Annotated in this window: 10 protein-coding genes; 5 read left to right on the top strand and 5 right to left on the bottom strand. The window is 60.2% G+C overall.

The window, feature by feature from the left end; genetic code table 11:
• Positions 1-68: 68 nt before the first annotated feature.
• The gene (locus JIN84_RS06235; protein WP_200350171.1) at positions 69-4,163 is read left to right on the top strand and encodes an Ig-like domain-containing protein; all 4,095 of its coding nucleotides are present in this window, start codon (positions 69-71) and stop codon (positions 4,161-4,163) included.
• A gap of 8 nt (positions 4,164-4,171) precedes the next feature.
• Positions 4,172-4,831, top strand: coding sequence for a hypothetical protein (locus JIN84_RS06230; protein ID WP_200350170.1), 660 nt, complete (start codon positions 4,172-4,174; stop codon positions 4,829-4,831).
• 495 nt (positions 4,832-5,326) lie between these two features.
• Here the strand turns inward: JIN84_RS06230 and JIN84_RS06225 are convergent, their stop codons facing one another.
• Together JIN84_RS06225 and JIN84_RS06220 are read right to left on the bottom strand one after the other, a co-directional pair.
• Entirely contained in the window at positions 5,327-6,280 is a 954-nt protein-coding gene (locus JIN84_RS06225; protein ID WP_200350169.1) for a DMT family transporter, read from the bottom strand.
• 302 nt (positions 6,281-6,582) lie between these two features.
• Positions 6,583-7,086: a DUF1648 domain-containing protein gene (locus tag JIN84_RS06220; protein WP_200350168.1), complete on the bottom strand. Its 504-nt coding sequence runs from the start codon at positions 7,084-7,086 to the stop codon at positions 6,583-6,585.
• Between the two features lie 477 nt (positions 7,087-7,563).
• On the opposite strand from JIN84_RS06220, the gene JIN84_RS06215 reads away from it, so the two are divergent.
• The 3 genes from JIN84_RS06215 to creC all read left to right on the top strand — a co-directional run bounded on the left by JIN84_RS06215 (position 7,564) and on the right by creC (position 10,688).
• Positions 7,564-8,079: a hypothetical protein gene (locus tag JIN84_RS06215; protein WP_234043238.1), complete on the top strand. Its 516-nt coding sequence runs from the start codon at positions 7,564-7,566 to the stop codon at positions 8,077-8,079.
• 323 nt (positions 8,080-8,402) lie between these two features.
• Positions 8,403-9,107 carry a two-component system response regulator CreB gene (gene creB / locus JIN84_RS06210; RefSeq protein ID WP_200350166.1) on the top strand — a complete coding sequence of 235 codons (705 nt, stop codon included), beginning with the start codon at positions 8,403-8,405 and terminating at the stop codon, positions 9,105-9,107.
• Positions 9,108-9,242: 135 nt separating this feature from the next.
• Positions 9,243-10,688, top strand: coding sequence for a two-component system sensor histidine kinase CreC (gene creC / locus JIN84_RS06205; RefSeq protein ID WP_200350165.1), 1,446 nt, complete (start codon positions 9,243-9,245; stop codon positions 10,686-10,688).
• 518 nt (positions 10,689-11,206) lie between these two features.
• On the opposite strand, the gene JIN84_RS06200 is transcribed toward creC, so the two are convergent.
• The 3 genes from JIN84_RS06200 to JIN84_RS06190 all read right to left on the bottom strand — a co-directional run bounded on the left by JIN84_RS06200 (position 11,207) and on the right by JIN84_RS06190 (position 13,139).
• Positions 11,207-11,416: a hypothetical protein gene (locus tag JIN84_RS06200; protein WP_200350164.1), complete on the bottom strand. Its 210-nt coding sequence runs from the start codon at positions 11,414-11,416 to the stop codon at positions 11,207-11,209.
• A 33-nt stretch (positions 11,417-11,449) separates the two neighbouring features.
• Positions 11,450-11,656, bottom strand: a complete 207-nt coding sequence (locus JIN84_RS06195) for a hypothetical protein (protein WP_200350163.1) — start codon at positions 11,654-11,656, stop codon at positions 11,450-11,452.
• A 1,027-nt stretch (positions 11,657-12,683) separates the two neighbouring features.
• Positions 12,684-13,139 (bottom strand): hypothetical protein, encoded by a 456-nt coding sequence (locus JIN84_RS06190; protein ID WP_200350029.1) that lies wholly within the window; start codon positions 13,137-13,139, stop codon positions 12,684-12,686.
• Positions 13,140-13,303: the final 164 nt, after the last annotated feature.

The following is a 13,303-nucleotide window of genomic DNA, read 5'->3' as shown; positions in this document are numbered from 1 at the left end:
CGCTTGTGTTTGGAAACGGCAGCCCGGACCGGGAGGCCCCTTGAAGAATCGCGTTTCAACTATTTTTTATGCTCAGATCAAACCTCTCGATGGGACATTCGCTCCTGTGCCTGCTGGCGTCATTCATTTGCGGGGGCGTGGCTGCCGCCCAAGCCCCTCCGGAATGGTGGACCACAGGGAGTTCGCCCGTGATCGAGGAAGGGGCTCCTGCCGACAATCGTGCCATGGCCAACGTGGGGCAGGCGAAGTGGATGACGTCGAAGGCCCTAAAGGCTTTGGGCTCGGCGGCGACGGATCTCGCCATTCAGGTGCGAGCCGACCTCGAGGGAACACCTCCGGATCATTTGGACCGCATCATCAATCTGGCGGTACCAGATCCAAAACCCGCGGATTGGTCGGAAAAGCAGCGGGCTCCGCTTCTTCTCGGCCAGCTCAAGGCGATAGCGCGCCCTTTCTACAACCGTCTCAACGCAGCGGCTCCGTCATGGGTTCTGGACCAGATCCAGCAGAACCATGACGGCAATGCCATTTTGGGAACCCATTACTGGCAGGTCTCCGGGAATGCGGACTACACTCAAAATGGATATTTCCCGTGGAATCCCGCGACACCGGTGGATGCCAACAACGCTCCGGTCACCATCGGCCAGCTCAAGGCCGTGTTTTCGCTTCGCTTTCAAAGTTTTCCTGCCGGACCGGACGCGGATGGTGACGGCCTGCCCGACGCGCGGGAGACGGAACTTGGTACGGATCCGGATGATCCGGATACCGACGCGGATGGAATGCCGGACGGTTGGGAAATCCTTCATGGTTTCAATCCGCTCAACGCGGCCGATGCGACGCTTGATTGGGACTCCGACGGGAATTCAAATTCCCAGGAATACCAGCAGGACACGGACCCGAAGGATTACGGAAGCCGGATGCTGCCGCAGATCAAGATTTATGGTGGAGACGGCCAGATTTCCCCACCTTCGTCCCGGCTCCCCATTCCGTTGGTCGTCCGGATCACGGATGCCGGAGGGGAAGCGCTTTCCAATGTCCGGGTGACCTTCCAGGTGGTTTCCGGCGGCGGGCTCCTCACTATCCCTCCGGGTGGTTCGGTCTCGACCGTCCAGAGTTTCACCGACTCGAACGGAGAGTGCGGGGTCCTGTATGGGCAGCCCGGCGGGTTCAATGTGACGAGTTCGATCTCCGCGACAGTCACGAGCGGCCCCAACGGCGGCAGCGTCGTTTTCAGCGCGCAAACCGTGTCTTCGTCACTGTCGAATGACAATTTTGCCAACGCCCGGACCATAACCGGCAACGAGGGGGGGCTCAGTTCCAAAAACAGCGGAGCCACGCTGGAAGCGAACGAGCCGACTTTCCTGACCATGGATTTCACGGCGGTTTCTTCACAGGGCGGCTACCTGTGCAACCAGACCGGAGCCACGGTTTGGTATTCATGGCAGGCTCCGGAGAGCCGGAAATATCGGTTCCAGACCGGTTCTCTGGTGAAATTGGAAGACGATAACCCGGTGACTTATCTGGGCGATGGCACGGATTTCGACACGGTGCTGGCCGTGTTCAAGGGTTCGAGCCTCCAGACCCTGACCCTCGAGGCGGGTAATGATGACGGCTCCACGGTGGAAAGTGCTGTTGAATTCGAAGCTGTCTCGGGTCAGACATATCACATCGCCGTCGATGGTGCGGAAGGACAAACGGGCAAATTCTTCCTGAATTGGATGCCGGTCGCTCCGCCCGCCCCGGGTGGAACACCACCCGCCAACGATGATTTTCCAGATGCGGAGGAAATCTCCGGTTTTTATGGAGAAGTCACCGGCAGCACCCTTGACGCGACCGAGGAGAGCGGAGAACCGGAGCACCAGCATCATGAAGGAAGGCATTCCGTCTGGTACCGCTGGCAGGCTCCCGCCACGGGGACCGTGACCTTCGATACGGCGGGAAGCCGGATCAACACCATTCTGGGCGCATACCAGGGATCGTCGGTCGGCGCGCTCGCGGAAATCGCCTGGCAGGATGACAATGACACGCTTCGGGCGAAGCTGGTGTTTTCCGTCACGGCAGGACAGACATACCGTATCATGGTCGATAGCTTCGGGAACGAAGCCGGTCTTTTCAAATTGTCATACGAACTGACCGGCTCGAACGACGATTTCGCGGACGCGCAGTTGATTTCAGGTGATTCGGGAACGACCGGTGGCAGCATCCGGCAAAGCACGGCGGAAACGGGCGAGCCCGCGCACGCGGGCAGCGCCCCGGGGCATTCGATCTGGTATCGCTGGACCGCGCCTCAGACCGACACCTACACGTTCCGCACGAGCGGCAGCGCGTTCGACACCGTTCTAGGCATTTACACGGGAACGTCGGTCGACGATCTCGAAACCATCGGATCGAATGACGATGGGGACGGCCGTGCGAGTGTCGTGATTTTTGAGGCGGTCCAAGGCGTGACTTACTCGGTCGCCATCGACATTTACGGTGGAAACTTCGACGGGAGCAAGGTGGGAAGGACCGTCTTGAGCTGGGAACAAGGTGTTCCCGGGTTTCTTGCAAGCCGGCTGCAGGTCCAGGGGGAACCGCCTGCGGAGGAACCGGTCCGGGACTCCGACCTGGTGGGGAGATCGGTGATCGGCATGATGGCGGAAAGCGAAGGACAACCCAACCTGGGAGACGCGTTCGTCTCGGATGAGGACAAGACAATTGTCCTGCTGGCTCCGAAAGAGGGTGAACTGTCGGTGGCATGTCCGATTCCGTTCATTGTGGACCATAGCATCGTCACCACGGACACGCCTCGTGAAAGGGATCTGAAAGGCAAGCTCACGCTCACCGCCCAGTCTGGGGATCCTTCGATCGTTTCGATGGGCGACTACACTCTCGGGACCCCGGTGGACATCACCGAGCCGGGGCATGAGGGCGAGGGAGTACACGACTGGCACAGGGGCAGCGAAAGATTCACCGTCACCGCATTGAAAAAGGGATCGCTCACCCTTAAGGCGGAGGTCGATCCGGACGAGGAAACGCCCGAAGGCGACGGAGGTCCCAGGACCACCGCAACGATCAACATCCGGATTTTTGATGTCGATGAAGTGATCATCTACCAGCCGGAGACTTCGACCGACGCGCAATGGCAGTCGGCGGCGATGGCGCAGCGCTGGGGGAACATCATCGACAAAGGGCAGCCTCTCAAGGTAAAGCTGGTGCTTTCAGGCCAGATTCCGGCAAACGAGGAAGTCGAGCTTTGCGGACTCAAATTCGCGCTGTTCAAATTCAATGAGGATCCAGACTTCATCACGTGGATCGACGCTGTCAATCCGACCTACAAGATTTCTCCGAGCCGCACCGAGATATGGGTGACCGTGGAGCCTTCGGTCGTTGAAGCGGGACTCGACCGTTTCAACAGCAGTGAGAACGAGTTCGCCAGTGTCGAGGATCCCGGAAGCTCGTCTTTCGGTGATTCCGAGATTTTCGACGCCCGCGCCGGCCTCCTTCCCGACTCGATGCGGCTGGTTCCCAGCCGCGAGAATGGAAATGAAAACGATACCGCGAAAACCGTGGCTGCGGGTGAGATACCTCCATTTTGCGCCAAGGCGATCGGCGACTACCCCCGTCTCGGGGGAGCCGTGTATCTGCAGGTCCAGATGATCAACACACGGTCGAAGCGTCGTTTGTATCGGAACCAGGCGGATATCCTGTATCTCTCATCACACGGCATGTCGGTTGACGGCTCCATCGCCAGCGTGCTTCCGGGCACGGTGGACTGGAAGGATGATCTCGAGGTCGTGATTTTCGCCGGGTGCTCCGTTCTCGATATTAACGACTATAACGGAAATTACGACAATACCGGAGATGGTGTCACGGAGCCGGGGCCGACCGCCAATGTGTTCTCAGGAGAGCAGTGGGCGGCGAGCGGTCCGAAAAGGCTTCTCGGCTACAACTACAAGGCGCCGCTGGATACCCAGGGAACTCCCGCCATCATCAGTTCGTGGTTCGCCAACAGGACCGCGTCCGGAGACATCGGCGCGTGGAAGATTGCGAACGAGAACAGCTCGGGCCGGAACGCCTGCGCCATAGACGCGGATGGCGGAATGTATTATTATTTCCATCGAACCAAGGGGCTGATCCGCAATTCCTACAAGTGGACATCCGTCCCGCGCGCTTCATGGTGACAACCGTTATGAAAATCCGATATCCGCTTTCCGCGTTGATCGCCGTTTCCCTGCATGCTTCGGCCTGCCTGCTTCATGGTGCCGAACCCGGTGACGAAAACCCGGAGGGCGGGACCGTGGTGCGGATCCAGGATGTGTGGAAGATGGTTTATGTCGCCGACCAGCGGAACTATGATCAAATGATCGGAATGCTGGAGGGGATCATCAAGGCGGATGAGAAATCGACAGACGCCCTGACGGCCGGGTTCCTGATCGGCCGGATTGAAGTCGACCGGGCGGAAGCGGATGCCGGGGGGTCCTACGACAAAGCGAGGAAAGCGTTTGAAAGTCTCAGCGCGAAGAATGGGAAAACCTGGCAGGGGCAATTTGCGAGACTGGCCCTGCTGTCCATCCTCCAAAACGAAGGCAGGCATGACCTGGTCATTTCCGAAGGACGGAAGGCCATCGAGGAAATCGATTGGGATCTTCTGGGGAAAAACCAGCCGCCGGACCTGGTGGAACTCGGAAAGCTCAACAAGCAGGAGGAGCGGCTCACGCCCGATGTCGTGAGGGTCCTCGTGGCTACCAGCCATATCCAATTGGGTCAGAAAAAAGAAGCGGAGGAATGGATTTCGAAAATCGAGAGCGAAGCATTGAAGAGCGAGCTGCGCCAGGCTTTGGGGCAATGATGATGGAGAAGGGTGCGGATTTCACCCTCATGTGGGAACTCCATGTCCTCCCGTCCATGGGCTGGAGGGGCGGGCGATCACGGGCCATCCGGTGCTTTGGAGTTCGAGGCATTCTCCTGGCGTTGTGGGGAGGACGGTCTCAGGGGGACGGCGGCGGGCGGTTGGTGTGTTTTGTGTGGCATGATATCAGTTTACGAAAATAAAGTGACGATCGGAGCCGGCGAAGCCTTCGGAATGCGCGCAGCCCGCTGCCGCTTTCCGTAGCCAGCTTGCTGACACGGCGGAACCACAGCGAATCATTGATTACTCCTGGTTGCTCCGCAGGCTGTCGCACAAGGGAAGGCGCGCCCTATGAATTCGAACCTCCGTCCCGGCCAGCGAGCTGGCAGAGGAAAGCGGCAGCGAGCCGCACGCAGTCCACGGAGCCGCGACTCGGGATCAGAGTCACCTTGTTTATGAAAAATTGTATGAATTCCGCGGTCCCGGTGGCGGGCGTCAGACGGGGCCGGCGGGTGGGAGGTGGGGCGGGGTTTTCCACTGCATGAGGAGGTTGGCGGCGAGGATGAGGGCGCCGCCGGTGATGAGCCGGGTGGTGAGGGTTTCGTTGGGATAGTCCGCGCCGATGAGGGTGCCCAGCCACTGGGGGAGGACGAGGACGTAGAGGGCGGTGAAGACGGGCTCGATGGTGTAGATGAGGCCGGCCTCGGTGGCGGGGACGCGGGGTTGCCAGACGTTCATGAGGACGTACGCGCCGACGGAGCAGAAGAGGGCGAGGCCGGCGATGAGGAGGAGGGAGGCGGCGGAGGCTCCGGCGGTGAGGCAGTTTTCCACGTCCGGCGCGGTGATGAGGGTGACGGGCACGAAGAGCAGTGCGATGCCGAGGAACATGACGAAGCTGACGGGGATGCCGCGGTTCCCCTGGTAGCGCGGGTTTTCCAGGCTGAGGATCTGGAAGGTGAAGAGGAAGGCGGCGAGCAGGGTTTCCCATTCGCCACGCCCGAGCCGGAGGTGGTCGGGGCGGATGCCGGAGAGGATGCCGCCGCCGGCGAGGACCATGGCGGTGGCGAGCAGGATTTTAACGCCGGGACCGCGGCGGGTGCGCAGGCAGGCCCAGAGCGGCAGGAAGATGCAGTAGGCCTGGGTGAGGAAGGCGGAGGTGGAGGCTTCGGTATGGGCGAGGGCGTCCGCCTGCACCCACATGCCGAGGCCTCCCCAGAGGGCGATGACGAGTCCCTGGCGGATTTCGTTGGCGGTGGGACGGCTTTTCCCGAACACGAACGGCAGCAGCATGAGGGCGCCGAGCCCGAAGCGGGCGGTCTGCATCCATGAGGCGAGGAAGAGGCTGGTGGCGGCGGGGATGCGCGCGGTTTGCTCGAGGTGCAGCGCCTTGACGAGGGGAAAGCTCACTCCCCAGAGCGCGCAGGCGAGGATGAGCAGGAGCGCGGGCATGGGGGAGGTGATCGATGAGAGATGAGGGTGAGCGATGATCGACGAATGGAAGAGAAGATTTACCGCGAAGTCGCAAAGGTCGCGAAGGGACGCAAAGGAAGACTGAGGAAGACTGAGGAAGACTGAGGAAGACTGAGGAAGACTGAGGAAGACTGAGGAAGACTGAGGAAGATGAGGTGGATCGAAACGCGGAGGACGCGGAGAGCGCGGAGGAAGACGCGGAGGAAGACGCGGAGGAAGAGAAGAAGTTGAGTATTGGATTTTGATTGAGGGGGCGGTTGGAAATCGCCGCCGCTGGGGGCTCAGGGGGTGGGGATGCGGTGGAAGCGGGTGATGAGGACGGTGATCCAGCCGAGGATGAAGGCGAGGAGCGGGAGGGTGAGGAGGATGGCTTTGCCGCTGTCGAGGGCGGGCGGGGTGGCGCGGTTGGCGGCGACGATCATGTGGGTGAAGAAGGCCTGCCAGATGAGGAAGGCGCTGCCGAACCAGAGGGAGGAGGCGGCGAGGATGTCGCAGGCTTTCCGGTGGTTCGCGGGGGCCCTCCAGTAGCCGGGGTTGGGGACGTTGAGGTATTCCGCGGGGATGAACCGGAGGGCGTGCATGGCGGCGATGACGAGGGCGGGGATGCCGAGGCCGACGGCGAGCATGGTGGCGGTGAAGGTGGTGCGGTTCATCCAGCCGTTGGCGGTGCCGCTCCAGTCGAAGTGGGAGGCGATCCGCTCGGGCAACTGCTGGTGGTCGTTGATGCCGAGGCCGACGAGCAGGGCGGCGCTGAGGACGAGCAGGGCGATGGCGGGCTTTTTCATGGCTTTGCCGGGGTTGGGTTGCGGCTGAGGATGGACGAAAGGCGGAGGGCTGGCAAGGGGGGAGGAGGACTGCGGAATCTCGCCGGCTTGTCTGGAAAGGGGAGAGGGAACCACGGAATACACGAAATACACGGAAGGAAGATTGATTTGGAGGGGTGGGGAAAATGGAGGAGGAGGAGGGGGGCGAGCCTGATGGATTCGTGAGGCACAGCGATCAAGCTAGCGATATCATGAAGATTTTTGACCACTGATTGCACGGAACACACGGATGGGATGAGCCGAAAATCCAGGAATCGGGGAAAGAACCGCTGGTCAGGGTGAAATCCCAAAAGCCCTTTCTTAGGATCCGTGTGTTCGGTGTAATCCGTGGTCGATCTCTTCGTTTTCATCTTCAATCCTCCCTCGCTTGATCGTCGTGATCCATGAGGCGGAGATTGATGCTTTCCCAATCCGCCGCGTGTTGCTATGTCCACTCTCATGAGAGCTTTTTTGATGATCTACGCTGTTTTGATTACCGCCGCCGTCGCCGTTCTTCCGCCGGATGCGGCGGCTCTGAAGGCGAAGCGCGATGCGAAGGTGGCGGAGATCGACCGTATTTATGCGCTCGAGCTGGAGAAGTGCCAGAAGCGGGCGATGGAGGATGGCAATCTGGCGGGGGCGAATGAGATCGAGCAGGAATTCGAGCGGCTGTTCTCGGATCCGCTCAAGCCGAAGGCGGCGGCGGACAAGGGCGGTGTGGCGATGAGTCCTGAAATGGCGCGCCTGAAGGGGCTGTGGAAGCGTGAGTCCGACTCGATCGTCTGGGAGTTCAAGGATGGGAAGAGCGGCCTCGCCGGGCAGGATAAATTCACCATGAGCTACAATGCCGAGGAGAAGAAATATATCCTCGTCTCCGAGAAGTGGGTGAACAAGCTTTCGTTCGGCCTGAGCGATGATGTTCTGAACGGGGAGGATAGCGGGACTTTCCGGTTCAAGCTGAAGCGCATCAAGTGATGCCGGTTTTGGCGAATCAGGTGAGGAAACAAATCGGATGATGATTTGAAGCGGAAGGGCGGAGCGAGCCTTCCGGATCGCATGGGCGGAAGGCATCGGCTTCGGAAGAGGGTGTAGGTGGTGTGGGTGGTGTGGGTGGTGTGGGTGGTGTGGGTGGTGTGGGTGGAACGTTTTTTCTTCTGTGATGGGGCTGGAGAGGGGGGGGCGATTTCCGGGCGCACGGAAGACGCCATAAATGGCTGGACTACATGCGGCGGAGGTTTTTCCGTGAAATTTCACGTTTTCTTCATTGGCATTTCACGGGGAGGGGATGGAATCCGGATATGCCCCGCCTGCTGCTTGTGGAAGATGAACCGGCCATCGCTGACACGCTTGTGTATGCGCTGGGGACGGAGTGTTTCGAGGTGACCCACACGCTGACGGGGGCGGATGCGCTGGCGGCGGCGGAGCGGGTGGAGTTTGATTTCGCGATCCTGGACATCGGGCTGCCGGACATGACGGGGCTGGATGTGTGCCGGCGGCTGCGGGAGAGGTGGATGATTCCGGTGCTTTTCCTGACGGCGCGGGACGGGGAGGTGGACCGGATCCTGGGCCTGGAGCTGGGCGGGGATGATTATGTGACGAAGCCTTTTTCGCCCCGGGAGATCGTGGCGCGGGTGCGGGCGATTCTGAGGCGGTCGGGGGGACGGATGCCGTCTCCGTCTCCGCAGCAGCAGGGGAATCCGGCGGCGGGGGGTGGCAGGACGCTGCATCACGATGCTTCGTCGATGCGGATCCACTGCCATGGGGAGGCGCTGGATCTGACGGCGCACGAGTACCGGCTTCTGCTGGTGTTGCTGGAGAGGCCGGACCGGGTTTTCACGCGGGACCAGTTGCTGGTTCATGCGTGGGAGGATCCGGGGGCGGTGACGGACCGGACGATCGACGCGCATATCAAGTCGATCCGGGCGAAGTTGCGCGGGGTGCGGGTGGGGGCGGAGGAGCTGATCCAGACGAGGCGGGGCATCGGGTATGTGTTGTCGCTCTGAGGCGGGGGCCGGGTGGCACGTTCGGCCCGCCACTGGACAGGATGTCCAGGGCACGCAGCGTTCAGGATGAACGCGCTCCTTTTGGCGCCGGGATGAACGCGCTGCTTTTTTTGTGTTTTTTGTATAACAACGGTCATGCGCTTCACCCGGGTCACACTTTTTTTCATCGCGTTCATCATCACGCTGGGGTTTTACCAGCTGGCGCGGCATTTCCTGGCGGAGGTGGAGCCGCAGACGTTCCAGGCGACGGAGGAGGTGCTGGTGGATACGGCGAACATCCTGGCGGAGATGGTGGAGAAGGATGTGAGGGAGAACAAGTTCCGGACGGGGGAGCTGCGGGATGCCTTCGAGGGGGCGCACGGGCGGGTGCTGCAGGCGAGGATTTACAGGTTCACGAAGCGGGGGGTGGGCATCCAGGCATATGTGACGGATGCGAAGGGGGTGGTGATCTTCGATTCGGACGGTGGGCGGCGGGAGGGGGAGAATTACATGAAATGGCCGGATGTGTCGCTGACGTTGTCCGGCCGCTACGGGGCGCGCAGCAGCAGGGATGACGAGGGGAACTGGAGGTCCTCGGTGTTCTACGTGGGGGCTCCGATCGGGGATGCGGCGCGGCCGGACGGGGTGCTGACGGTTTACAAGCCGCAGGCGGATGTGCTGCCGCTGGTGCACGAGCGGAGGAAGATCATTTATTTCGCGTGTTCGCTGATCGGCGGGGGGATTTTGTTTTTGATCGGCGCGGTGTTCCTGTGGTTGTTCCACCCGATCGGGAAGATCACGGATTACGCGCGGGCGATCGAGCGGGGGGAGCGGCCGCCGAAGCCGCGGATCGGGATCGGGCGGGAGGTGAACACGCTGGCGCATGCGCTGGACTCGATGCGGGACGCGCTGGAGGGGCGGCGCTATGCGGAGCGCTACATCCAGACGCTGACGCATGAGATGAAGAGTCCGCTGGCGGCGATCCGGGGGGCGGCGGAGCTGCTGGACGAGGAGATGCCGGTGGAGGTGAGGAAGCGGTTCCTGGAGAACATCCGGGCGGAGACGGCGAGGAGCGAGCGTTTGATCAACCGGTTGCTGGAGCTGTCGGCGATCGAGGGTCGGACGAGTCTGGAGAAGCCGGTGGAGGTGGATTTCCATGCGATCGTGGCGCGCGCGATGGACCAGGCGCGGCCGCTGGCGGAGGTGGCGGGGGTGCGGCTGGAGCCGGAGGAGGGGGCCCAGGAGGTGGTGGTGAGGGGGGATGAGTTCATCCTGCGGGCGGCGGTGACGAACCTGCTGGAGAATGCGATCGATTTTTCCCCGGCGGGGGGTGTGGTGGGGATCGGGTTTTCGCAGGGGGAGGGGAAGGTGGTGCTGGAGATCCGCGACCAGGGTCCGGGGGTTCCGGAGTATGCGAGGGAGAGGATTTTCGACCGGTTTTACTCGCTGCGCCACCATGCGGCGAAGCGGAAGGGAACGGGGCTGGGCCTGACGCTGGTGCGGGAGGCGGCGGAGCTGCACGGCGGGAGCATCACGCTGGAACCTGCGGAGGGCGGGGGGACGGTGGCGAGGCTGGTGCTGGGGTGCGGGGTTGAGGGTTGAGGGTTGAGGGTTGAGGGTTGAGGGTTGAGGGTTGAGGGTTGAGGGTTGAGGGTTGAGGGTTGAGGGTTGAGGGTTGAGGGTTGACTGAAACAAAAAACCTCCGTCCTTACAGACGGAGGTATTGTGGATATCTGAGGATGAACAGCTGAAAAAGCCGGAGGGGCACGTGGCAGCCCGGTGGAAGGTGCATCACTTACAGGTGGCGAAACGATCGTATATCCATGAGTAGCCAGTCCGTAGGAAAGTTTATGATGGGAAACTTTCTTTTCGAATCCTGGGTTGTGCGCCGGCGTGCTACAAGCTCCATCGAATATGCACCTCAGGTGATACTCCAGTTTAGGAGATAATAGCGGCAGATCGTACGCTGGAAGGCTCCAGAGTATGTGATTTTGCGCCAACTCCCCCCCGCACGCGAATGTCGCGATGATTCGGGACGTGCTTGCAAACATGGAGGTGAGAGAGCTCATTTCAAAGGCGGGACGCAGGACGGGAGCAGTGTTTCAAGATGGATCAATTCATTAAAAAAACATGACTTCCTTTTCTTTATTGTCTCTGTCCCTCAGAATGACAGAGCCTCCGTTCTTCACATGGTCGTTTATCATCTCGCTGAGTGCCAGGGCACGGCGGATGACATCGGCAATGGAGGAAAGGTTGCCTTCTTCTTGAAGGCGTATGAGGCGGGCATGCGCTTCAGGTTTGAGTTCCAAATTGAGTCTCTTGGATTTCACGGATACGGGATCTTAGTTATACATGTGCCAGAATCAGGACTTTTTCCGCATTGCCAGAAACGCCAGAATCGAAAGGGGAACCGTAACGAAGAAATAGGCTTCGATAGGTGCCTCCTTCACGCCCAGCGAGACAACGGCCGTCGCGAGCAGAGCCGCGATGTAGACAGCCGTAGGCTTCTTTGGGGGAGGAGTTTCTTTCAGATGGTCTGTCCAAAATTCCAAATATCTTTCAATTTTCATTTGACACCAATCTGTCCGGTGACACGAAGTCGCCGAGCAGTTGGTGTGAGCAAAAGATCAACATAAGCTTCGCGCCACGCTGATTATTACCCACCAACCAACAAACAGTTTTTCCTGATCTCGCCGGGTCTCCCGTGCCAGGCACGCCCGTTTTTGAAAAAGAAAATCTGCCGTTCCGATTAGTGCAGTGCGAGCTTCATCGAGATTTTCAGCGCTCACAGCCAAAAATCCGCTCATTTTGTGAGGCCTTATCAAATTGGATTTCATTGTATTTATGTATGCATATGCGTGAATCGTTTGTTTTTCAGATCACCCCCAGCTGTGGGAGCGGGATTGGAGTCGTTGGGCGTGTGTGGTTTTAATCGATAGGCATCCCCCCTTTCTTGACTGACCATCTGAGTTTTCTGATCTTGTCTTCCCGATCCGCCGGAGATAGCATGATCCGTTCAGGCATGATGAGAAAAGTTTCAGATTTGCAGGACCGAATGCTAAATAACATCCGAATCGGCGTTAACTTGCCTCAAATTTAACGCATGTCAATCTGTTAATTATACCTTCGTTGCCAAAGGATTCCTAGGCGTTGAGGGGTGATCGGGAGGGATAGCGCGTCAGGGATGTCGTCCCTTCGGGACTTGGTTCTTTTTGACGCGGAAAACCCAGGGCGGCGCTGCGCTTGCCCTGGGCTGTCACATTCCGCACCGTTGGTGCTGGGGATTTACCGACGTTCCGCGGCAGTGTCACGCCGCTTGGATTTTTCGTTGTGGGGATTTCGCAGAAGAGGGCGATCGCGTATCGCCCCTCCATGGAGCGGGGCGCTCTGTCGCCGGATTCCGAGGGCTCCGAGGTCGGAGGGAGGCGATTGGGTGAGGCGGCGCGGCAGGGATGTCGTCCCTTCAGGACTTGGTTCTTTTTGACGCGGAAAACCCAGGGCGGCGCTGCGCTTGCCCTGGGCTTTCACATTCCGCACCGTTGGTGCTGGGGATTTGCTATGGAACTCCGGGGGGAGTCGGGGGGATCGGGGAACTCGTTACTTGAGGAGGTAGGTGACGGTGTTGCTGGTGCCGGTGGTGGTGTCGTCGCGGAAGTAGATGACGATCTGTTGGGTGGTGCCGGCGGAGGTCTTGGTGAGGAGGGCGGTGTTTTGGGCGGGGTTCTTGGCGGTGGAGGCGGAGCTGTATTGGTTGTAGTCGCTGTTGTCCTGGTCGAGGGGGAGGGAGAATCCGGGGCCCTTGAGCTCGCCTTTTCTGCCGATGGTGAACTTGACGGTCTGGCCGACGTTGAAGCGGGGGATGCCGGCGGGGATGCGGAAGCTTGCCACGGTTTCGGAGCCCTGGGTTTCGAAGGACTGCCTGTCCTCGATGGTGAGGGTGAAGGTTTGTTTGGCGGCGAATCCTCCGAAGCGCTTGCCGGCGGGTGCGGCGTGGGCGGTGGCGGTGATGAGGAGGGCGCAGAGGGCGAGGCGGATGAGGGTGATGATTTTCATGGAAAGGGGATTGCTGTTGGCGATGGGCAAACCCTAGCGCGGATGGCGGTTTTTGTAAGCTTTGAATTCGACGTAATCACGTAAACGTGAATGCGTTGACGCGATCGCGTAGGGTGTTTTCGCGGGCCACGCGTGATGGCGTAAACGCGATCGCGTGGGTTGCG

It is taken from the genome of Luteolibacter yonseiensis (assembly GCF_016595465.1).
In the GTDB taxonomy this organism is placed as follows: domain Bacteria; phylum Verrucomicrobiota; class Verrucomicrobiia; order Verrucomicrobiales; family Akkermansiaceae; genus Luteolibacter; species Luteolibacter yonseiensis.
The sequence above is the reverse complement of the archived record's forward strand: the minus strand, read 5'-3'. Positions and strand labels throughout refer to the sequence as shown.